The following is a 20,744-nucleotide window of genomic DNA, read 5'->3' on the forward strand; positions in this document are numbered from 1 at the left end:
GTACTTGATGCGGGGCGGTCGTGTTCTCTCGGTAAAATCAGAGCTCTCTCATCGGGACCGAACGAGGACGATGTACCCAAATCCCCGGATTTTCGACCACGAGAAAACTAAACACGTCACTCGCTATCTCACTCGACCGGTTCGAACCGATAGCCGTCCCACTCCTGACTCGCTTGCTCCCGGATTCCGGCGTCGGGGTCGCGCAGTTCCTCGGCGTACACCGGTCGCACCTCGTCGCCGATTTCGACACCGTCGCTCGTCAGTTGTCCGACCGCGCGCACCGACTCGCCGTCCACGTCGAACTCCACGATGGCGATGTGGTTGGGTTGGCGGACGCCGGGCGGGGTCGCGGTGCTGGTCGTCCACGTGATGACGGTCGCCGTTCTCTCGCTCAGATCGACCGTCTCCTCCTGCGGTTCGGCACATTCCGGGCAGCGCGGGTGACCGGGGTACGAGAGATGGCCGTTGGGACAGCGGTGCGCTTCGAATTTGGAATTTCCGCTCATGCTTGCTCCATGATGGTGGTGATGACACAATTACCGAACCCGCCGACGTTACACGCGAGGCCGACCTCGGCATCGACCTGCCGTTCCCCGGCGTTGCCGAGCAACTGTTGGTGGAGTTCGTAGGCCTGTGCGACGCCGCTCGCGCCGAGCGGGTGGCCCTTCGACTTCAGGCCGCCGGACGTGTTGATCGGTAACTCCCCATCGCGGTCCGTGACGCCTTCCTCGACTGCCTTCCAGCCCTCGCCCTGCTCGAAGAAGCCGACGGCCTCACTCTGGAGGAATTCGAGGATCGTGAACATGTCGTGGAGTTCGGCCACGTCGATGTCCTCGGGTCCTCGCTCTGCCATGTTGTAGGCGAGTTCGCTGCTCTCGACGGCCGCGCCCATCACCGTCGGGTCGTCGCGCTCGTGGACGACGTGGGTGTCCGTCGCGCCGCCGATTCCCGAGATGACGGTGTACTCGTCGGTGTACTCCTTGGCCTTCGATTCGGGGCAGAACAGTAGCGCCGCGCTCCCGTCCGTGATGGGACAGAAGTCATACAAGCGAAGCGGGTCGGCCACGATGGGCGACTCCATCACCGTCTCCAGGTCGACTTCCTTGCGGAACTGCGCGTGCGGGTTGTCCACGCCGTTTTTGTGGTTCTTTACTGCGACCTTCGCCAGACTCTCGCGCGGCGCGTCGTACTCGTGTAGGTAGCGCCGGGCGGTCAACCCCGCGAAACTCGGGAGCGTGAGGCCGTGTTTGTACTCGACCGGATGAGTCAGCGAGGCGATGACGTCCGTCGATTCGGCGGTCGTTTTGTGGGTCATCTTCTCGCCGCCGACGAGCAGCGTCAGGTCGCTCGCGCCGGAGGCGACCGACTGCCACGCGGCGTAGATTCCGGCCCCGCCGCTGGAACTCGTCTGGTCGATTCGTTGCGTGTACGCCGGGAGCGCGCCGAGGTCGTGTGCCAGTGCGTTCGGTACGCCGGTCTGTCCTTCGAACTCGCCGCTCGCCATGTTCGAGACGTAGAGGTGTTCCACGTCCAGCGGCGAGACTTCGGCATCGTTGAGACAGGCCTGCCCGGCCTCCGCCAGTAGTTCGCGTATCCACGCGTCTCGTTTCCCGAACTGGGTCATCGACGCGCTGATGACTGCGACTCTATCCATACCTGCCACGAGGAGGGGACGGGTTTAGAAGTTTGAGATTCAGGGAAGAAACACCTATTATGTCGGATTTTCTATGATCTCCATGAAACGACGGACACTCCTCGCTAGCTCTGCAGGCTTTGTCGTGGGGTCGACCGCAGGGTGCCTTCACGTTCTCGACTCCGCCGCCGCGAGAATCGGGAACCTCGAACTCATCAACGAGGACACGAAACCGCACGACTTCCACGTCGAACTCAAGCGATACGAAACGACCGTCGCACAAGTCACGCGGCGAGTTGGCCCATCGGACGGCAAAAACAAGTCCGGCCACTCGACCGTTTCCGGTCACTGGCTGAAACCGGCGCGATACACTGCCACGGTCCGAGTCGAGGATTCACGGGCCGACGTGACGGTGACGAAAGACGATTGTAACGACCTGATAATCGAATACAACTCGGGACGAATCGGGTTCTTCACGGACCTCACGAGTAATGGCTGTCCGAGTGCTCGAACTGACGATAATCGGGACTGATATCCACGAACTGACTTGAGACAGAGCCAAGATACTGGATAGCCTACTTCTTTCTGCCGTGGCAAACGACAAAGACGACCTGAGTTCCATAACGGGACTCCCGGAAGAACTCGGCATCGACGAAGACTTAGGGCGAACGGAGCAACGCCTCGTCATCCGAACCGAGAAACGGCGCTACGACAAGCCGGTCACCGTCGTAGAGGGGTTCGACCCGAGCGAAGTAGACGTGAAGGAACTCGCGTCCGAACTCAAACGCAAGATGGCGACCGGAGGGACGGTGCACGAGGGGGCAATCGAACTACAGGGGGACCACCGCGAGCGGGTCATCGACGTACTACAGGACAAGGGATACGCAGTCGATTAAGAATCGGGAATTAGTTGCCGAACTTCGAGACTTCCTGCTGCCGGAGTTCGATACGGCGAATCTTCCCGCTCGACGTTTTCGGCAGTTCGTCCACGAATTCGATCCGTCGCGGGTACTTGTACGGTGCAGTCTCCTCCTTCATGTACGTCTGTAACTCCTCCACGAGCTCGTCGCTTCCTTCGTGGCCCTCCGCGAGGATGACGTAGGCCTTGACGACGTCTCCGCGCTCGTCGTGTGGGCTGCCGACGGCGGCGGCCTCCGCGACGGCGGGGTGGCCAACTAGCGCGTCCTCGACTTCGAACGGGCCGATGCGGTAGCCCGAGGAGATGATGATGTCGTCGGCGCGGCCCTCGAAGAAGAAGTAGCCGTCCTCGTCCTCGCTCGCCAAGTCGCCGGTTCGGTAGTACTCCCCGGCGAAGGTTTTCTCGTCCAGTTCCGGTTTCTCGAAGTAACCGTCGAAGATGGCCGGGCTATCGACGGGCACCGCGACCTCGCCGATTTCACCCCGCTCGACTTCCTCCTCGTCCACCGTGTCGATGATCATCGTCCCGAGGCCGGGCGTCGGTTTGCCCATGCTACCCGGTTTCACGTCGATTCCGGGGTAGTTCGTCACCAGCGCGACGGTTTCCGTCTGGCCGTAGCCGTCGCGCGGCGTCACGCCGAACGCCTCCTCGAACGCCTGAATCGGTTCGCGGTTCAGCGGTTCGCCCGCCGACAGCGTCTCCTTCAGCGAGAGGTCGTAGTCGGCCATGTCCTCCTCCTGTGTGAACATCCGGTACTGGGTCGGCACCGCACAAAGTCGCGTGACGCCTTCCTCCTCCAGTAGCGAGAGGAACGTCGCGGGGTCGAAGTCCCCCCGGTAGATGAACTGCGGTGCGCCGGTCGTCAGCGCCGCGCCGAGCGGACTCCAGAACCACTTGGCCCACCCGGTCCCGGTCGTCGCCCAGAGCAGTTCGTCCGAGAAGTCCATGCCCTCCTCGACGCCCCACCAGTAGCGTCCGTTGACGCGCTCGAAGCAGTGCATCCAGCGATGGCGGTGAAGGACGGGCTTCGGTTGCCCCGTCGTCCCGCTCGTGTAGTTGATCGACATCGGCGAGTCCGCCCCGATATCCGGTCCGTCGTGCTCGGTCGATTCGCCGTCGATGAGCGCCGCAAAGGACTCCCACTCCTCCGATCCTTCGCCGTCGAGGACGACAAACGTCTCCAGCGGCGTCTCGTCCATCACTGGTTCGACCATGTCGGTCAACTCGTCGTGACAGACGGCCGCCGTCGCTTCGCAGTCGTCAGCCCGGAATCCGATGTCCTTGGGCTTCAGCATGGCCGAACACGGTACCAGAATCGCCCCGCGCTTCAGCGCACCGAGCTGAATCGCGAACACGTCGGGATGGCGGGGCAGCAGGTGGATCACCCGGTCGCCCTCGCCCACGCCCAGCGATTCGAGCGCGTTGGCGAACCGGTTCATGTCGTCCCGGATATCGGCGTAGGTTCGCTCCTCCTCGTTCCCCTCGTCGTCGCGGAACTTCACCGCCCGCCGCTCGCCGAATTCCGCCGCGTGTGACTCGATAACCGCCGGAAGGTTGTACCCCTCCGGAATTTCCCACTCGAACTCCGAAAGTTCGCGCTCGTAGTCGATTTGCATTCCCTTCGAAATGGGATGGTCGATTATTTGGTTTTGTCGTCTGGTATCACACGGCGAATAGGATTACGTGGACCACGTAATGTATCAGAATGATCACATATACCGTTACGATCGTGGTCGGCCGGGTACCGGTTTCGAACGAGAATCACTCCGTTCTCGCCTCTCTCTGAAAATTTATATATTGTAGAACTGTGTAGGAACCGCTACTGATGGCCATCCCAACGAAGATCACCGTTCTCGCCGTTATCCTCGCAGTCGTCGTCGCCATCATCACGGACGAATTTTCCCACAGCATGGAACTGACGGCGCTCGTCCTCCTCGTCATCGGCTTTTTTCTTCCGCTGTTCGTCAGCCAACGGTTGAAGCGACGCGGTTGATCCGCTCATCGAGACGCGCTTCACCGATGGAGTTTGCATTTTCGCCCCACCCGAGAGTGGAGCGCGTTTCGCATCGGCGAAAACGTATATACGGCTGACAACCGGTTCCGTCCGTATGGTCGATGTCAGTGGTCACTTCGCGATGGCATTGTTGTTTGCTGCTCCGGCGTGGTTTCTCTGGGGTCAACGCGCAAGCCTCGCGTTCGGGGCATTCACGCTCGTGACCGCGATGCTTCCCGATTCCGACCTGCTGTTACGGCACGTCATTCCGGGCGTCCACCACCACGGTGTGACGCACACGATTCTGTTCGTTACCGTCTTCAGCGTCGTCGCCGGTGCGCTCGCCGCATACCTGCTCACGTCCCATTTCGAGGCCAGTCGGTGGGTTCGAAGCGACGACATCGGTGAGAAGGCGGTGTTCGCCTTCGCCACCGTCGGCTTTCTGACCGGCGGGATGAGCCACCTGTTCGCCGACCTCCTCTCGGCCCCCGACATCGCTCCGCCGCTGAAACCGCTCTGGCCGGTGTACGCCAAACCCATCATCGTCGACGTCATCTACTACGACTCGCCCATCTGGAACTTCGGCCTGTTGGGGGTTGCACTCGCGGCCCACTACGCGCTCTACCGCCACGAACGCTATCCGTTGGAGACGGCGTACATGATCCGTGAGTCCTAACGGACCACCCGCACGATTATGCCTTCTGCAACCGTAGCTCTCTGCGAAATGGACGGCAAAAAACTGCTGATGATCGTCGGCGATTTCGGCGAGGATTACGAGATAATGGTACCGTTCCAGGCGCTCCAAGCCGTCGGCCACGAGGTCGATGCGGTGTGCCCCGAAAAGGACGCGGGCGATACGGTGAAAACCGCGGTTCACGACTTTCGCGGCGACCAGACGTACATGGAGAGCCGTGGCCACAACTTCACGCTCAACGCGTCGTTCGACGACATCGACGTGACGGAGTACGACGGTCTCGTCCTGCCGGGCGGGAGAGCACCGGAGTACCTCCGAACACACGACGAAGTTATCGAGGCGGTTCAGCACTTCGACGACGAGGACAAACCCATCGCCGCCATCTGTCACGCGGCCCAGATTCTCGCGGCGGCGGACGTCATCGAGGGACGGACGTGTTCGGCGTACTCCGCGCTGGAAGCGGACGTGGAGGGTGCGGGCGGCGAGTACTACGACGGCGTGACGACGGACGGAAACCTCGTTTCCGGTCGTGACTGGGGTGATCACGTCGAGTGGATTTCACAGTTCCTCGACGTGCTCGGAACCGATATCGAACACGGTCAGCCAGTCACTGCCGACGACTGATTCGCGTCGCCGATTTTTATCAAAAGGTGTGGTCAGAAGTCGATTCCCGAAACGCTCGTCAGAAAATGGCGAACGTATGGGATGGGGGATTACGACGACGACGAATTACCGCTGCTGGTCGTCGTCATCCCGCCACCGCTGCCTTCGAGGTTCGTGCTGAGCAGGTTGAGCGTGCTGCTGAACACCGACGCGTTGCCGCTGAACTGCCGGGTGTCGCCTTGGTTCAGCGAGACACCTTGTGCGAACATGAACGTGGTTATCTGTCCCTGGCCGCCGCCGCCACCACCGAGCAGGTAGCGGATGATGTAGCCGTTGTAGTTGTCCGGCTGGCTGATCTCGGAGACGTTGCCGCCACCCGGTTTTTCGAGCAACCGAACCGTCGTGGACTTCTCCAACGAGTTTACCACGCGGAACTCGACGTTCGGGTGGTAGTCGTAGGTGTACACCAACACGTTTCGGCCCTGCGCCGAGGCACTTCCTGCACTCCCCAATCCCAATGCGAGCGCACCTGTCGCGAGCGCGCCTTTCTTCATGAACGAGCGTCGGTCTTCCGATTCGACGTGTTCTTTAGTTTCACTTTCGGTCATCTCTACCTCGCCTCCGGTCTATGCCGGACTCGCTGATAAAGGGCACAGACCTTTCAGTTTTCCAAGTATATCCTACCTACCACTGAACGTGAATATTCTACGTTATCGACGTGATATTGTAGATTACGCGGCGTTTCGTACGGCCTGAAGACGAATGACGAACAGTGGTGATGGCCGCCTAAAGGACGGGGACGGCGGGAAAACCCGTCTGTGCGTGGAACGTGAACGTCGTGTCGAGCGAGGACGACCACTGCCGTTTCCCCGTCTCCAAATCGTACGCTTCGATCGTCGCCACAGGACCCTTATCGGTCGATTTCCCCCCGAGTGAGATAGACGCGGTCGTTGACGACGGTCGGCGTCGTCAACGGACCGTCCATCTCGACGTCCCATCGAACGTCCGAACACGTCGATGGAATCGTCGGGTTGTATCCACTGTGATTCGAATTCCGTCCCATCTGTGTCCACGACCCCTCGGCAGCGGGCGTTCCGCGCATTTTCGTTTCGTCTGTTTTCGTCTGTTCCGATTCCGTCCGGTCCGGTTTCGTTCCGGATCGTCTCGAACCGAGACAACCTCCGAGGAGGGCAGTACCGGTCACTGCGAGCACGCGGCGGCGCGGGAGGGACTTACGGGCCATGGTTTCGAGTCATACTATCGCGGCAAATGATTTTCAATCGTGAAATATTTATAGAGAATACAATAAGATATTGGTATAATTATCTTCGCCTGGGAAATGTACGTCTTTGATACACAACTATTCTGCCAAAACTCCACCATCAGTTTCGACCAGCTAATCAGAAGACGAATACCGACCGGATTTACTGGCTTTTCCCGCTCGTTCGCCGTTGTCTGACTCTCGATGTGTGACTGTTTAGCCAGCAGTACTAAGTAAAATCTCGTGATATTTGTATGCGGTGTGTTATTCAATGCGCGGTCACACAATATATCATACAATATCCGACAATATGGGCGGTGAGGCAGGCGTATGAGTACCGATCCCATCTGGGAGAATTCGCGCGATACCGAGGGTCCCGATATTCCGCTGAACGACTACATCGAGACCGGAACGGCGAACGACCCCGACGTGGGCGGAGCCAACCGTGCCACCGTTACCGTGGACGGTGAGTCTATCACGGTCGAGGAAGGCGACACGCTGCTCGACGCGGTCGAGCAGATCGAAACCGATGGCTACGTTCCGGCACTCTGTTCGTACGACGAGGACGACCGGATCGGCCCGCGAAGCGAATGCCGGACCTGTATGGTCGAAACCGAGGAACACGGCGTCGTCCCGTCGTGCAGTTTCCCGGCGGATGACGGCATGGTCGTCCGGACGGACGCCGAGGAGGCGGCGAACGCCCGCGACGTGAATCTGGACCTTCTGCTCTCGAATCACAACCTGCGGTGTACGACCTGCGGGAAAAACGGCCGCTGTGAACTCCAAGACGTCTCCATCGAGAACGACGTCGTGGAACCGCGCTACGGTGTTTTCGACGACCGTGACGAGTACGAACCGATAGACGAATCCTCGCCGTTCATCCAGATCGACCGCAACAAGTGTATCCTCTGTAATCGCTGTGTGGAAGCCTGTAACGACGTGCAGGTCGAGGGTGTCCTGCGGATGGAAGGCCACGGGGATGACACGCGGATCGGATTCCAGAACGGCGCGGAGACGATGATGGAATCGACGTGCGTTTCGTGTGGCCACTGTGCCACCGTCTGTCCGACTGGATCGCTGGTCGAACAGGACATGGCCGACATCGCCACGATTCCCGCACCCGGTTTCAACCAGCACAATAGCATCGGCAAAGCCATCGGCGAGGACTACGAGCATCAGCCTCGGCAGATGACGCCGATGAAAGAGGAGCGAAAGGGACGTAAGGGAGGTGCACAATCCGACGATGACTGACGACGATACCGAAAAGAAAGGCGTTGCGGGATTCATGGCCCGAGCGAAAGAGCAGGCCCAAACTGCGAGTAGAAAACTCGACGGGAGCGAGGCGTTCCAACCCGTCGAGCACGTCGCCGAGAGTTTCGCGGCGAACACGATGTCCGAAGGGCGGCTGTTCGACATGGCCGACGCGCTGAGCGACTACCGACTGGACGACGTCGACGTCACGGACACGACGTGTGGCTACTGTGCCGTCGGCTGTCGCTTCGACGTTTACTCCAAGGACGACGAAGTGCTCGGCGTCCGTCCGAACCCGGAGAAAGCGCCGATCAACGGGATTTCGACCTGTGTCAAGGGGAAGTTTGGATACAAGTACGCGAACAGCGACGACAGGCTTACCGAGCCACTCATCAAGGAGGACGGCGAGTTCCGCGAGGCGTCGTGGGACGAAGCGCTCGACCGTGTCGCCGAAGGACTCTCCGAGATTCAGGACGAACACGGTCGAAACGGATTGAGCTTCGTCTCGTCGTCCAAGACATCGAACGAGGCGAACTACCTGATGCAGAAGCTCGCTCGGCAGGTGTTCGGCACGAACAACATCGACAACTGCAACCGGCTCTGTCACTCGCCGACCGTCGCCGGATTGTCCCAGACGGTCGGTTTCGGTGCCGGGTCGGTCGGCGTTGAGGCGCTCGAAAACACCGACTGCTATCTCATTACGGGGTCGAACACGACGGAAGCCCACCCCGTCATCGCCACGAGAATCAAGCAGAACGTCAAGGACGGGGCGGACATGTTCGTCTTCGACCCGCGAAAAGTCCAGATCGCCCAGTTCGCCACGCAGTACGCGCGCGTTCAACCCGGATACGACACTGTCTGGATCAACGGATTGACCCGCTACATCATCGAAAACGACCTCCACGACGAGGAGTTCATCGAGGAGCGAACCGTCGGCTTCGATGACGTCAAGGAAGGATTGGAGAAGTTCACACCCGAGTTCGTCGAGGAGAAGACCGGCGTACCGCCGGAGAAACTCGAGCGCGCCGCGGAAACCGTCGCGAACGCGGATTCGTGCGTGTTCTGCTGGACGCTCGGATTGACCGAACACAGTCACGGTACCGAGAACATCATCTCGATGGCGAACCTGGCGCTCGTCACCGGCCACGTCGGTACTGAACACTCCGGACTCGCGCCCTTCCGCGGACAGAACAACGTCCAGGGTGGCGGTGGCGACATGGGACCGCTTCCGGGTAACTTCCCCGGCTATCAGAAGGTGACAACTGACGACGCACGCGAGAAGTTCGAGGACGCGTACGGCGTGGAGCTTCCGGACGAGGAAGGCTACACCATCACCGAGCAGTTCCTCGCCGCCGAGCGCGGAGAGATTCGAGGGATGTTCATTCAGGGCGAGAACGTCATATACTCCGAACCGAACGTCGCACACGCCGAGGAGATCGTGGAAGATCTGGAGTTCCTTGCCGTCCAAGACATCTTCCTCACCGACACGGCGAAGTACGCGGACGTCGTCCTGCCCGCGAACTCGCCGTTCGAGACCAACGGGACGTACACGAGTTCGACGCGTCACGTTCAACTCGTCAAGCGGGCCATCGACCCGCCCGGAAACGCGAAACCCGACTGGGTCATCACCCAGGAACTCGCCGAGCGGTTCGGCTACGATTGGGGCTTCCGCAACCCGAGCGAGATAATGGACGAGATCAACGACCTGACGCCGATTTACGGCGGCATCACGCACGAACGCATCGAAACGGAGGGGAGCATCCCGTGGCCGTGTTGGGACGAGGACCACCCCGGAACACCTTACCTCTACGACGAGGAGTTCAACACCGACGACGGGAAGGCCCACATGTTCCCGACCCACGTCTCCGGTCCGGTCGAAGCCGACATGGACGACGAGGATTTCCCGTTGGCGATGACGACTGGTCGCGTCCTCTACCAGTACCACACCGGGACGATGACCAACCGGGACGCCGGTATCCGTTCGTACACCGACGAACTGTTCGTGGAAATCAACCCCGCCACCGCGGAAGAACTCGGGGTTTCCGACGCGCAGTACGTCGATGTGACTTCCCGGAAAGGGTCCATCACGGCCCTCGCTCAGGTCACCGAGCGACCCGGCGAAGGCGTCGTCTTCGTCCCGATGCACTACTTCGGACAGGGCGGTGCCGCGAACGAACTCACCGACGAACAGCACCTCGACGACCAGGCTCACGTGCCCGAGTTCAAGGTCACGGACGTACGGATAACCCCGGCCGAGACGAAACCGGACGTCGACGTGTCCGAACGGGCGGCCACTGACGGCGGTAGAACCGACTGATAACCGACGCCGGACGGCGTTTCACATCACCTCCATACGAATATGCCAGACAACCCAACCGCGACCGATCACGAATGTCAGTTCTGTCACGAGACGTTCGACAGCGAGGACGAACTCCGCGACCACATCTCGGAGGAACACACGGGGAGCGTATGAACCGAAGCTACGTCATCAAACGAGCGCTCGGCATCGACAACGGCGTCGTCGGCGTCGAGAGCGACCGCCAGCACGACGTCCACGAGTGCACCGTTTGCGGCGAGCAGTTCGAGACGACGGGGCTCACCTGTCCGGCGTGCGGGAGCCACCTCTTCCGGACGAAAACGGTGGTCCCGAACGCGCTCTTCACTCTGCTCGTCATCGTGACGTTGGCCGGATTGGGTGCCGCTTACAACGTCATCACGGGAGATGTCCCGAAAGGATAGCATGGGCGAGGAAGCCGACGGCCACCCAACCGCCGAAAGCGTCTGTCCGCGCTGTTCGGTCGGTTGCCGTGTCAGATACAGCGAGCGACGCGGCGGTGCGGTCGGCCGTGAGGGTGCCCCGGTCAACTCGCAGGGACGGCTCTGTGCGAACGGCATCCACGCGTTCGACGTGTTGGACGCCGAGAACAGGCTCACGACGCCGCTGATTCGGAAGGGCGGAGACTTGGTCCCCGCGACGTGGGACGACGCGTTCGCCCGAATCGAGGACGGATTCGAAACGCTTCGCGACCGCCATGGGCCGGACTCGCTCACTTTCTTCGGCGCGCCTCGATGCACGAACGAGGAGAACTATCTGTTTCAGAAACTCGCGCGCGTCCTCGGGACCAACAACGTCGATAACCGCGCTCGAATCTGTCATGGGTCGGTGGTCAGGGCGATGGTCGAGCGACTCGGTTCGCCCGGAATGACGAACACGCTGAACGATCTGACCGAGGCCGACGTGTTCCTCGTCGTCGGCGCGAACCCGGCCGCTCAACAACCCATCGCCTTCAACTCCTACGTTCGGCCGACGGTCAACGACGGCACGACGCTGATTCACGCCGACCCGCAGGCCAACGAAACCACGCGAATCGCGGACGTTCACGTCGCTCCGGACCTCGGAACCGACGCCGTGTTCGTGAACGCAGTGGTCGCCCAGGTGCTCGAAATGGGATTGGAAGACGGGGAGTTCATCGCCGAGCGGACGACTGACTTCGACTCCTTCGCTCGGTCGATGGAACGGTTGGACCTCGACGCCGCCGTCGAACGAACTGGCGTCGATGCCGAAACGGTCCGCCGCGTCGCGCGCGAATTCGCCAGTGCCGACCGCGCGGCCGTCATCGTCGGGACGGGTGCCGAGGCGGACGACCACCGGGGAACCGCGATACCGGACGCACTCATCGATCTGCTCCTCGTGACCGGCAACCTCGGGAAACCGGGAACCGGAATGAACCTTCTCAGGGGACTGACCAACGAACAGGGCGCGAACGACGTCGGCTGTCGCCCGTGGACGCTCCCTGGCTTTCGACCGATTTCCGACGACGACGCACGAGCGAACGTCGAGGCGGTTTGGGGGACCGAACTCCCGACCACGCCCGGACTCTCGGAACTCGACGCGGTTCGTGCCTTCGGCGAATCGATTCACGGCGCGTACGTCATCGGCGAAAATCCCGCCGTCGAGAAGCGGGACACACAGGCCGTTGCCCGGTCGCTCGCCTCGCTCGACTTCCTGCTCGTGCAGGAAGTCTTCCCGACCGAGACGGTGGAACACGCGGACGTCGTGCTTCCGGCGACCCTCTGGGCCGAGAAAGGGGGAACCGTCACCAATCTCGACCGCCAGGTGCAACGACGGCATCCGTTGCGGACGCCGCCCGAAGGCGTGCGGCGCGACCTCGATATCATCGCCGAGATCGGAAACCGACTGACCGACGTCCGATTCGAATACGACTCCCCGGAAGCGGTGTTCGACGAACTCACACGTCTCAACCCCCTCTACGGTGGAATGTCGTACGACGGAATCGGAAACGGCAGTCAGCGGTGGCCGTTCCCGGAGGGTGCGGAGAAGGGAATCGATATCCTCCACGCGGAGCGGTTTCGAACGGGACGGAAGCGGACGGCATTCGAACCGGTCGATGGTTTCCGGCGGGCCGAGCGCCCGTGATCGGTTTCGTCGGCCACTGGACGCCACCGGGCTATCGCCGCGATGGTTGTATTTAATGAGGGGACTGATCAATAATCCCACATGGTCTCGTCGGTCCACTCAGCACTCCTCGGTGCGAGAACGGAGGGCGCATAAATTCGGGCGAATTTGTGCCTGATTTCCGGAGAACTAGTACGGAATCTCGGAAATCCCTGATGACCGCTCGCGTATTTTCCCCTTCCATGGGAGCACGATCCGACACCCAACAAGGTGCCAGTGCGAAGCGCGATATGCTAGAATCATATCTTCGGCGAGAGGTCGCGGACGGTGGCCACTATTTCAAAAGCAGGAAGATCGCGGTTGACATCGATCTGTCCGCGAAGGAGATCGGCGCGATGCTTCGCCAATTCCGAGAGACGGGGTCCGACTTTTCCATTACCAAATGGGGATACAGCGGCGGGACGACGTGGTACATCGAACGGGATCCGGAGTGACCAACGATAGACCACCGCGCTCGTCCCATCGACTCACCGCGTCCCCCCGTCGAATCACTCAGCGGGTGATTCGACAGTTGGCGTGTGCCAACCTTGGCGTGCGCCAACCAAATTCGTATCTCGGTTCCGTGCCGACTATCTTCCACAGTGAGCGATAGTATCTCCGAACGCGTCCGGCGCTGGTGGACCGAACTCGAAAACGACTGGCAGGCGGTCTGTGTCGGTCTTTCAGTCGTCGCCATCGTCTCGTTCGGCATCACCATTCCGTGGTAACCCATGAAACGAACCGTCGTTCCCGGAATCATCGCCCTCCTCACCATCGGACTCCTCGCCCGGGCTCTCACGTCCGTCGTTCCCGGCGTCAACTATCTCATCGTCACGATACTCATCGGTCTCCTCATCGGTAACACGTACGGCGTTCCGGACTGGGCACGTCCCGGCGTCGAGACGCACAAGGTTTGGCTCGAAGCGGGTATCGTCGTCATGGGTGCGAGCGTCGCGCTCGACCGTGTCGTCGCCGCCGGACCCATCATCCTCCTGCTCGTCGTCGCCACCGTCACGACGACGGTTCTCCTCGTCGAACTGCTCGCACGGCTCGTCTTCTCGATTCACGAGGAGACCGGATCGTTGCTGGCCGCTGGCTCCGGTATTTGTGGGGTGTCCGCCGTCGTCGCCATCGCCGAGAGCATCCGCGTCGAGGAAAATCACATCGCCTACGCGGCCGCGACGGTCCTGCTATTCGATTCGACGACGCTCTTCGTCTATCCGGCCGTCGGTCACGCGCTCGGCCTTTCGAGTACCGTCTTCGGCATCTGGGCGGGGCTGACCATGTTCAGTACGGGACCGGTAACCGCCGCCGGATTCTCGTTCTCGCAGACAGCGGGACAGTGGGCACTGCTGGTGAAACTCACCCGCAACTCGATGATCGGACTCGCCGCAATCGCGTACGCTGTTTACTACGCTCGCCGGACGGGCGACGCTTCGGACTCGCACGATGGCGACGTCCCCGGCGGCTGGCGGTTCCTCTGGCGGACGTTCCCGAAATTCGTCTTCGGATTTCTGGGGGTCCTCCTCGTCGCGAACCTTGGTTTCCTCTCCGGCCAGCAGATCACGTCGCTTTCGAACGCGTCCGATTGGGCGTTCCTGCTCGCGTTCGCCGGGCTTGGGCTCGAAACGCGGCTCGACGAACTCCGCTCGACAGGGTACAAACCGATACTCGTCGTTTTCCTCGCCCTGCTCGTCGTCGCCACGGCCATGTTGTTCGTCGTACAGGCGTTGTTCTGAAATCGCCAACGGCAGTCTTTTTGCTCGCGCGGGAGTTCCCTCAACGTAGATGCGGGAGTTCACGTTTGCCATCGAATACGAAGCGGGTGCGGACCCGATCATGGATGTCTTCATCGATCATCCGACCGTCGTCGCACACTCGCTCGATGGATTCGTGACCGAAGACCGGTTTTGGCGAATCGAACGCATCTCCGGGCCACAGTCCGCGCTCGACCGGATCGAAACGGTTCGATTCGACGACGCGTGCTGTGGCGAGTCGATTACCGAGCAACGGTGTGACGCGACGCGCTATCACGACGTGCTCGAACGCTCCTCGAACGAACTCGTCCTCTACACATATCTGACGGACATTCGAGGCTGTGAGTCCGTTCACACCCTTGCGGGGAAACACCTCCCGGCGGGGTTGATATTCGAAACCCGCCGCCGCGAATCGACCCACTGGTGGCGGATTTTGATGCGCTCGGACCGGAACGTCGGCGTCTTCTACGACGACCTCGGGGCGCGACTCGGTCCCGGTCTCTCGTTTCGAATGGGGCACCTCCGCGATGCGAGTGGCTGGCGGCAGGATTCGTTCACCGTCTCGCTCCCCGAGGAACAGGAAGTCGCACTCCGCGCCTCGCTCGAAGCGGGCTACTACGAGCGGCCGCGCGCGGCGACGCTCAACGAAATCGCCGATGACCTCGAAATCCCCCGTTCGACGCTCTCCTATCGCCTTCGGCAGGCCGAAGCCCAACTCGTTCGTCGCTATGCCGGTGGGGACGAAGCCGATAGGTGGCTCGAATGAATCCCCATCTATCGGCAACATGGGATTAATGCGGCTCCCGGTGTAACGTTCCACAATGACAAACGATGCCACCAACGCGCTGGTCTCCGTCGGGTGGGTGATCGACCGACTCGACGACTTCCAGCGCGACGATCCCTCCTTTCGGTTGGTGGAAGTCGATATCGACCCGAGCAACTACGACGAGGGGCATATCCCCGGGGCGCTGAAGATCGATTGGAAAACCCAACTTCAGGACTCGACCAGGTTCGACGTGCCGACGAAAGCGGCCTTCGAGGAACTACTCGGGAGTCTCGGTATCTCCGAGGAATCGACCGTCGTCCTGTACGGGGACATGATGAACTGGTTCGCTGCCCACGCCTACTGGCTTCTCACTTACTACGGGCACGAGGACGTGCGGTTGCTGAACGGCGGACGTGACCGGTGGGTGGACCAGGATGCACCCCTCGCCGACGAGATACCCCAGTTCACGGAACGGTCGTATCACGTCACCGCGCCGAACCGATCCATTCGCGCCGACCAACCCGACGTCATGGACGCAATCGAACGCGAAGCGTCGCTCGTTGACGTTCGAACGCCGGAGGAATACCGCGGCGAAATCCTCGCGCCGCCCGGTTGGAACGAGGGCGTCCAGCGCGGCGGTCACATCCCCGGCGCGGTCAACGTCCCGTGGAGCCAAGTCGTCGACAGCGAGGGGCGATTCAGATCGGCGGACGAACTCCGCGAAATCTACGATGACGCGGGTATCGAGAGCACGGACGAGATCATCACGTACTGTCGGATCGGCGAACGCTCCGCGCTGACGTGGTTCGTGCTACACGAACTGCTCGGCTACGAGACCGTACGCAACTACTACGGGTCGTGGGTGGAGTGGGGGAACACGGTCGGTGCGCCGATAGAAAAAGGACAGCGGGCTGAAATCCGGCGTGAATAAGATCACCATCGATTTTCCGTCGGTTCCACTCCTATTCGCTCTCTAACCGTTCGACCCGCCGTTCTAACTCCACGATTTTGCGATTCGCCTCCTCTATCGGCTTCAGCAGTAACGACCCGAACAGAACGCCGACGACACCGCCGAACAGGAAACCGACACCCGCTCCGAGTACTCCGAACAAAACCAAACCGCAGCAAAATCCGATAACGGCCCCCAGCAGTGCCGATTTGAACATGACGCTACCCATACCGGTTAGTACAGATCATTTCTGCTAAATATTTTCTCATACTACTCCTGCTGCAGCGTTCGAGACGTATTTCGGCAATCGTCGTCTCCTGTCATCGGTTCCACCGTTTTCGCCCGCCAGAGATGATGGAAAAATGCCACCTCTTCCAACCGCTCCCCCGGACGCTTGATATAGCGAGATACGATTTATGTGTTCGAGAGGATCCTCGTTCCGCGAAAAATTATGTGGGTTGTTATCATGCAAAAGTAAGTCCTATCGCTACGAACCGACTGTCCAGTGTGGCGGTTTGCGGGAACGGGAATACCTTGCTCGGGCAGCGAGGACGGTTACAGTAGCGAGTAGATGTTCTCCTCGTACACTTCTCGGACCCTGTCGCCCCAGTTGTGCGTGTAGGTGTCGATGATGTCGCTCGCCACGTCGCCGCGGAGGTATTTCACGATACCGCGGTCGCCGGTTCGGTCGCGGAGATGTGTGGTGAAGAAGTGCCGGAAGTAGTGGGGGGTGACGTTCTCTTCCGCACCGCCGCCGGTTCGATACCATCCGGCTTCGCGGGCGTGTCGTTCCACGATGTTCCGGACCATCTTCGGCGTGAGCCGCTCGCCCCAATTGCCGCTCGTACTGACGAACAGCGGCTCTGCGGGCGATTGGGAGTCCGGCCGGATCGCTAACCACCGAAGGAGCACCTCTCGGAGTTCGTCGTCCACGGGGACGATTGTCTCCCGCTTTCGCTTGTTCGAAGCGGTTCGTTCCTCCCCATTGACGACGTTCCCACGAACCGCGTCCGCTCCGATAAAGATCGAGTCGGGACGGCCACTGAGCTGCGGCCGTCTCCCGAGGTCGTACGCCGACCGGACGACTTCGTCGGTGATATTCACGTCCCGCACGTCGAGGTTGCTCACCTCGCCGACGCGCATTCCCGTCTTCAACAGCGTGCAGACGACCGCCCGCTCCAACGGGTGGGAGATTCCGTCCACAAACTCCCGCATTTGTGCGACCGAAATCTCACGCCGAGTCGGGTCCTTGTCGATGGACTCGTTCATCTCCTCGACCACGAGCGCCATCGGATTCGATTCGAACGCGCCGACCTGCGTCATGTAGGCGTAAAACCGGTGGAGATAGGCCGCGTAGGTCGCAATCGTGCTCTCCGCGTTCTTCCCCCGCAGGGTGTGAATCCACGCCATGCAGTCACGCTGTGTCGCCTCCCCCGGGGCGACCGACCGACCCGACGGGTTTCGGTCGGGGTCGGTGATGAACGCCTCGAACCGTCGTAAAACGCGTTCGTAGGCGTCTCGCGTTCGCTCGCTCTTACCGTGATAGAGGAGGTCCTGGAGGAAGTACCCAACCGGGTCGTCGGGATTCGGATCGGTGGGGCTACTCGCCGCCATCCGTTCCCTCGACTAGCACGTACCCTCCGTGCCGCACGCTGTACTGAACACGGTTCCGAGATTGGAGTTCGCTGAGCACTTCGTCGAGTCGCTCCTCGAAGTCCCCCATGAGCTGCTCGATTAGTTCGTCCCCCGACAGGTTCCCCTCCTCTGCGAGGGTTTCGAGCACCCTCTCTTCGAGGTCATCACCCCTAGGGGTTGAGTCGCTAGAAGTGCCTTCCGCGGGATCGAGTTCGAACCCCCGCCGACCGGCTTGAACCATCGCCTTGACGAATTCGCTCTGGCTCATGTCGAGTTCGTCGGCGTCGGATCGCCACTCTTCTTTCTGATATTTTGGAATGTGTGTCTTGACGACGGTCCGTTCGGTTCCCTCTTCGACCATGATTTTCCATCTCACGCAGGGCATATCAAGCTGTCCCACGTTCTGTGATAAGCGAACTAATCTCCCTTTGTGGGACAACAACCTCCCCGTCGACGTATTGCGATTCTCTCGCGTCCTTGCAGGGTTAATTCGGTGTACCTTGCAGGATTTCCTTGCAGCCTTGCAGTCCATTTCGGGCTTTTTCGGAGCGGTCGTTCGTGTTGATTCGGTCGTCCAACGGGGGCACTATTTATAAATGTTTTGTAGATCGACCGTTTGTCATTTTCCTCAAAATCTTCGGACATATGTCTCATTCATATTTCTTTTTAGGGTCGTTCTGCAGGGCGTTTGGCCACACTGGCAGACGAGCGGGGTCATCGATTCGTCGCCAGTCACCGAGTAGCTATCATCCTAGCCAGCACTGTTCGACTCGTCGGTCGTTGGCACCCGGTCCGTCGGCCGATGGAGACCCCCAACCGTCCCATCGGGCGACTCTCTATTGGGCGGTCTACGATGCCCATCGTGGTCGTCACCACCGCCTGCCCCTCGACAGTGCAGCAACGACCGTGATTCACCGTTCCGACCTGTAAGGTTTATTCCTGCCCGGTCTGTGGCTGTCAGTATGCCCGGAAATACCGTCGGAATCTGGATCGGAGAAGACGACGACCTCATCGAGCGCTTCGACGAAGAGTTGGGAACGAAAGAACCCACGTACTCCCGTTCCGAATCAATCAAGGACTCGATGGAGTTCTATCTCCACATCCAGGACGCACTCGACGATATGGATCTGACGTTCCCATCCGAACGGGACAAGCGAATGTGGATTCGACAGGCGATCTTCGACCGTGCCCGTTCCGAAGCCCAGCCCGAATAACGTGCCTCCTCGCGATTCGCCGAAACTCTCCGTCCGATCCGGCACTGATAAATTCTATGTCGCTATATTGATCGCCACCCGATCATCGCTCGTGTAGTCGTTCCAACTTTCCAAAAATCAACTCCGTCGATTCGAATCCACGAACTCAATCGGCGTTGGACGTCCCTTGACTTCCATCCACGTCGATATCGCCCTCCTGGGGGTCTTCGATTGGCGGACTGTTCCAGTACTCGTGGGTCTCCTCGACGCGGAAGCAGGCGCAGACCGACGCGTCGCCGACGGCCATCGGTTCTGGCGTCTCGCGCGTACATACCTCACGCGCTTCCGGGCACCGCGTGTGGAACCGGCACCCGCTCGGCGGGTTCACCGGGTCCGGGATGTCGATTTTCCGCATCGGGAAGTCGCCCGTCACCGACATGTCCATGCCCAAGTCCGGCGTCGCCCATCGAAGTACCGAGGTGTACGGATGGTTCGGACTGCCGATCAACTGCTCGGCCGGGCCGAGTTCCGCCAATCGACCCAAATACATCACGCCCACCTTTCCACCGCCGTGCTCGGTGAAGTACCGCGCATTCGATAGGTCGTGGCTAATGAACACGTACGAGGTGTCGAACACGTCCTGCAATTCGAGCATCAAGTCCATCATCTCAACGCGCAACGACACGTCCAGCGCGCTGATCGCTTCATCAGCCAGAATCACGTCCGGGTTCATCAACAGCGCCCGGCACAACACGACACGCTGTTTCTCCCCACCGGAAAGCTGATGCGGGTAGCGTTCGGCGAAATCAGCCGCCGGGTTCATGCCCACCCGCTCCAGCAACGAGTAAATCCGTTCCCGGCGTTCGCCCGTGCTCAAGCCCGGACTCACTTGCCGCAACGGTTCGGACAGAATCGCCACGATGCGGCGATTCGGATTCAACGAACTTCCCGGGTCCTGATGGATGATCTGCAGCGATTTGCGCACGTCCATCCACTCCAAGTCGCTGTCGCTGTTCCCATCGCGGATGTCCCAGATGTCGTGCCCGCGGTACTTCACGCTCCCCGCCGTCGGCCGCTGGAGACCGATGGCCGTCTTCCCGAGCGTCGTCTTTCCACATCCAGACTCACCGACCAGTGAGATTATGTCGTTTTCCATGATGTCCAACGAGACACCGTCTACCGCCCGCACCGTTTGCGGTTCGCTGTCGAAATCGAGCGGTCCCGACTCCTTCTCGAAGTGTACCTCCACGTTCTCCAACGACAGGAGTGGTTCCTCGTTTGTGCTCATTGATTCTCACCTCGTTCGTCCGCGGGACTTTCGATTTGATTCGCTTGCAGTAATTCTTCGTAGTTCAATTCGATCTCCTCCTGAGCCTCTTGCCAGTGGTAGCACGCCACCGCATGCTCCGGCGTCGGATGGTCGAACGGCGGGTCGGTCTGTACACATTCGTCGGTCGCCAGCGGACAGCGCGGGTGATACGCACACCCATTCGGCACGTTGATCGGGGCCGGACTTTGGCCCTCGATGGGGCGCATTTCCTCAAGTGGTGCGTTCAGACTTGGCGTGGAGTTTAGCAATGCTCGCGTGTACGGGTGCGCGGCATCGTTCACGATCTCCTCGGAAGGGCCGACCT

Annotated in this window: 25 protein-coding genes; 15 read left to right on the forward strand and 10 right to left on the reverse strand. The window is 60.5% G+C overall.

What is annotated here, in order from left to right; genetic code table 11:
• Positions 1-128: 128 nt before the first annotated feature.
• Complete coding sequence (locus tag NKF25_RS21490) at positions 129-506, reverse strand: OB-fold domain-containing protein (RefSeq protein WP_253228685.1); 378 nt, start codon at positions 504-506, stop codon at positions 129-131.
• Positions 503-1,654 (reverse strand): thiolase family protein, encoded by a 1,152-nt coding sequence (locus tag NKF25_RS21495; RefSeq protein WP_253228686.1) that lies wholly within the window; start codon positions 1,652-1,654, stop codon positions 503-505. The genes NKF25_RS21490 and NKF25_RS21495 overlap by 4 nt, the downstream gene beginning before the upstream one ends.
• Before the next feature lie 82 nt (positions 1,655-1,736).
• Here NKF25_RS21495 and NKF25_RS21500 point away from each other — a divergent pair, with 82 nt between their 5' ends.
• On the forward strand, positions 1,737-2,165 hold the full coding sequence (locus NKF25_RS21500) for a hypothetical protein (RefSeq protein WP_253228687.1): 429 nt from the start codon (positions 1,737-1,739) through the stop codon (positions 2,163-2,165).
• A gap of 58 nt (positions 2,166-2,223) precedes the next feature.
• The gene (locus NKF25_RS21505) at positions 2,224-2,529 is read left to right on the forward strand and encodes a stress response translation initiation inhibitor YciH (protein ID WP_253228688.1); all 306 of its coding nucleotides are present in this window, start codon (positions 2,224-2,226) and stop codon (positions 2,527-2,529) included.
• Between the two features lie 10 nt (positions 2,530-2,539).
• Here NKF25_RS21505 and NKF25_RS21510 read toward each other — a convergent pair whose 3' ends face one another.
• On the reverse strand, positions 2,540-4,168 hold the full coding sequence (locus tag NKF25_RS21510) for an AMP-binding protein (protein ID WP_253228689.1): 1,629 nt from the start codon (positions 4,166-4,168) through the stop codon (positions 2,540-2,542).
• 209 nt (positions 4,169-4,377) lie between these two features.
• Here NKF25_RS21510 and NKF25_RS21515 point away from each other — a divergent pair, with 209 nt between their 5' ends.
• The 3 genes from NKF25_RS21515 to NKF25_RS21525 all read left to right on the forward strand — a co-directional run bounded on the left by NKF25_RS21515 (position 4,378) and on the right by NKF25_RS21525 (position 5,863).
• A complete protein-coding gene (locus NKF25_RS21515; RefSeq protein WP_190303655.1) occupies positions 4,378-4,545 on the forward strand; it encodes a hypothetical protein in 168 nt (55 codons plus the stop codon).
• A gap of 115 nt (positions 4,546-4,660) precedes the next feature.
• Positions 4,661-5,221 carry a metal-dependent hydrolase gene (locus NKF25_RS21520; protein ID WP_253228690.1) on the forward strand — a complete coding sequence of 187 codons (561 nt, stop codon included), beginning with the start codon at positions 4,661-4,663 and terminating at the stop codon, positions 5,219-5,221.
• Positions 5,222-5,269: 48 nt separating this feature from the next.
• Positions 5,270-5,863 carry a DJ-1/PfpI family protein gene (locus NKF25_RS21525; RefSeq protein ID WP_253228691.1) on the forward strand — a complete coding sequence of 198 codons (594 nt, stop codon included), beginning with the start codon at positions 5,270-5,272 and terminating at the stop codon, positions 5,861-5,863.
• A gap of 89 nt (positions 5,864-5,952) precedes the next feature.
• Here the strand turns inward: NKF25_RS21525 and NKF25_RS21530 are convergent, their stop codons facing one another.
• Both NKF25_RS21530 and NKF25_RS21535 read right to left on the reverse strand, forming a co-directional pair.
• Positions 5,953-6,450 carry a twin-arginine translocation signal domain-containing protein gene (locus tag NKF25_RS21530; protein WP_253228692.1) on the reverse strand — a complete coding sequence of 166 codons (498 nt, stop codon included), beginning with the start codon at positions 6,448-6,450 and terminating at the stop codon, positions 5,953-5,955.
• A gap of 302 nt (positions 6,451-6,752) precedes the next feature.
• Positions 6,753-7,085 carry a hypothetical protein gene (locus NKF25_RS21535; protein WP_253228693.1) on the reverse strand — a complete coding sequence of 111 codons (333 nt, stop codon included), beginning with the start codon at positions 7,083-7,085 and terminating at the stop codon, positions 6,753-6,755.
• 348 nt (positions 7,086-7,433) lie between these two features.
• On the opposite strand from NKF25_RS21535, the gene NKF25_RS21540 reads away from it, so the two are divergent.
• The 9 genes from NKF25_RS21540 to NKF25_RS21575 all read left to right on the forward strand — a co-directional run bounded on the left by NKF25_RS21540 (position 7,434) and on the right by NKF25_RS21575 (position 16,264).
• Entirely contained in the window at positions 7,434-8,354 is a 921-nt protein-coding gene (locus NKF25_RS21540) for a 2Fe-2S iron-sulfur cluster-binding protein (protein ID WP_253228694.1), read from the forward strand.
• Positions 8,347-10,671, forward strand: coding sequence for a formate dehydrogenase subunit alpha (fdhF, locus tag NKF25_RS21545; RefSeq protein WP_253228695.1), 2,325 nt, complete (start codon positions 8,347-8,349; stop codon positions 10,669-10,671). The genes NKF25_RS21540 and fdhF overlap by 8 nt, the downstream gene beginning before the upstream one ends.
• A gap of 152 nt (positions 10,672-10,823) precedes the next feature.
• Positions 10,824-11,093, forward strand: a complete 270-nt coding sequence (locus tag NKF25_RS21550; RefSeq protein WP_253228696.1) for a hypothetical protein — start codon at positions 10,824-10,826, stop codon at positions 11,091-11,093.
• Complete coding sequence (locus NKF25_RS21555; protein ID WP_253228697.1) at positions 11,077-12,792, forward strand: molybdopterin-dependent oxidoreductase; 1,716 nt, start codon at positions 11,077-11,079, stop codon at positions 12,790-12,792. The genes NKF25_RS21550 and NKF25_RS21555 overlap by 17 nt, the downstream gene beginning before the upstream one ends.
• A gap of 221 nt (positions 12,793-13,013) precedes the next feature.
• Positions 13,014-13,265 (forward strand): hypothetical protein, encoded by a 252-nt coding sequence (locus NKF25_RS21560; protein WP_066138540.1) that lies wholly within the window; start codon positions 13,014-13,016, stop codon positions 13,263-13,265.
• A gap of 147 nt (positions 13,266-13,412) precedes the next feature.
• Entirely contained in the window at positions 13,413-13,538 is a 126-nt protein-coding gene (locus tag NKF25_RS24305) for a hypothetical protein (RefSeq protein WP_256487780.1), read from the forward strand.
• A gap of 3 nt (positions 13,539-13,541) precedes the next feature.
• A complete protein-coding gene (locus NKF25_RS21565; protein ID WP_253228698.1) occupies positions 13,542-14,549 on the forward strand; it encodes a putative sulfate exporter family transporter in 1,008 nt (335 codons plus the stop codon).
• A gap of 49 nt (positions 14,550-14,598) precedes the next feature.
• On the forward strand, positions 14,599-15,333 hold the full coding sequence (locus NKF25_RS21570; protein ID WP_253228699.1) for a helix-turn-helix domain-containing protein: 735 nt from the start codon (positions 14,599-14,601) through the stop codon (positions 15,331-15,333).
• A 55-nt stretch (positions 15,334-15,388) separates the two neighbouring features.
• A complete protein-coding gene (locus NKF25_RS21575; protein ID WP_253228700.1) occupies positions 15,389-16,264 on the forward strand; it encodes a sulfurtransferase in 876 nt (291 codons plus the stop codon).
• 31 nt (positions 16,265-16,295) lie between these two features.
• On the opposite strand, the gene NKF25_RS21580 is transcribed toward NKF25_RS21575, so the two are convergent.
• The 3 genes from NKF25_RS21580 to NKF25_RS21590 form a co-directional block, all read right to left on the reverse strand.
• Positions 16,296-16,511: a hypothetical protein gene (locus NKF25_RS21580; protein WP_253228701.1), complete on the reverse strand. Its 216-nt coding sequence runs from the start codon at positions 16,509-16,511 to the stop codon at positions 16,296-16,298.
• 326 nt (positions 16,512-16,837) lie between these two features.
• A complete protein-coding gene (locus NKF25_RS21585; RefSeq protein ID WP_253228702.1) occupies positions 16,838-17,896 on the reverse strand; it encodes a tyrosine-type recombinase/integrase in 1,059 nt (352 codons plus the stop codon).
• The gene (locus NKF25_RS21590; protein ID WP_253228703.1) at positions 17,883-18,278 is read right to left on the reverse strand and encodes a DUF5805 domain-containing protein; all 396 of its coding nucleotides are present in this window, start codon (positions 18,276-18,278) and stop codon (positions 17,883-17,885) included. The genes NKF25_RS21585 and NKF25_RS21590 overlap by 14 nt, the downstream gene beginning before the upstream one ends.
• A gap of 601 nt (positions 18,279-18,879) precedes the next feature.
• On the opposite strand from NKF25_RS21590, the gene NKF25_RS21595 reads away from it, so the two are divergent.
• Entirely contained in the window at positions 18,880-19,131 is a 252-nt protein-coding gene (locus tag NKF25_RS21595) for a hypothetical protein (protein ID WP_066138166.1), read from the forward strand.
• A gap of 145 nt (positions 19,132-19,276) precedes the next feature.
• On the opposite strand, the gene NKF25_RS21600 is transcribed toward NKF25_RS21595, so the two are convergent.
• Together NKF25_RS21600 and NKF25_RS21605 are read right to left on the reverse strand one after the other, a co-directional pair.
• Positions 19,277-20,398, reverse strand: a complete 1,122-nt coding sequence (locus NKF25_RS21600; RefSeq protein ID WP_253228704.1) for an oligopeptide/dipeptide ABC transporter ATP-binding protein — start codon at positions 20,396-20,398, stop codon at positions 19,277-19,279.
• Positions 20,395-20,744: oligopeptide/dipeptide ABC transporter ATP-binding protein (locus NKF25_RS21605; RefSeq protein ID WP_342766348.1), on the reverse strand; the 350-nt coding region annotated here is incomplete at its 5' end. The genes NKF25_RS21600 and NKF25_RS21605, both read right to left, overlap by 4 nt.

Source organism: Haladaptatus sp. AB643, from assembly GCF_024136975.1.
GTDB lineage: Archaea > Halobacteriota > Halobacteria > Halobacteriales > Haladaptataceae > Haladaptatus.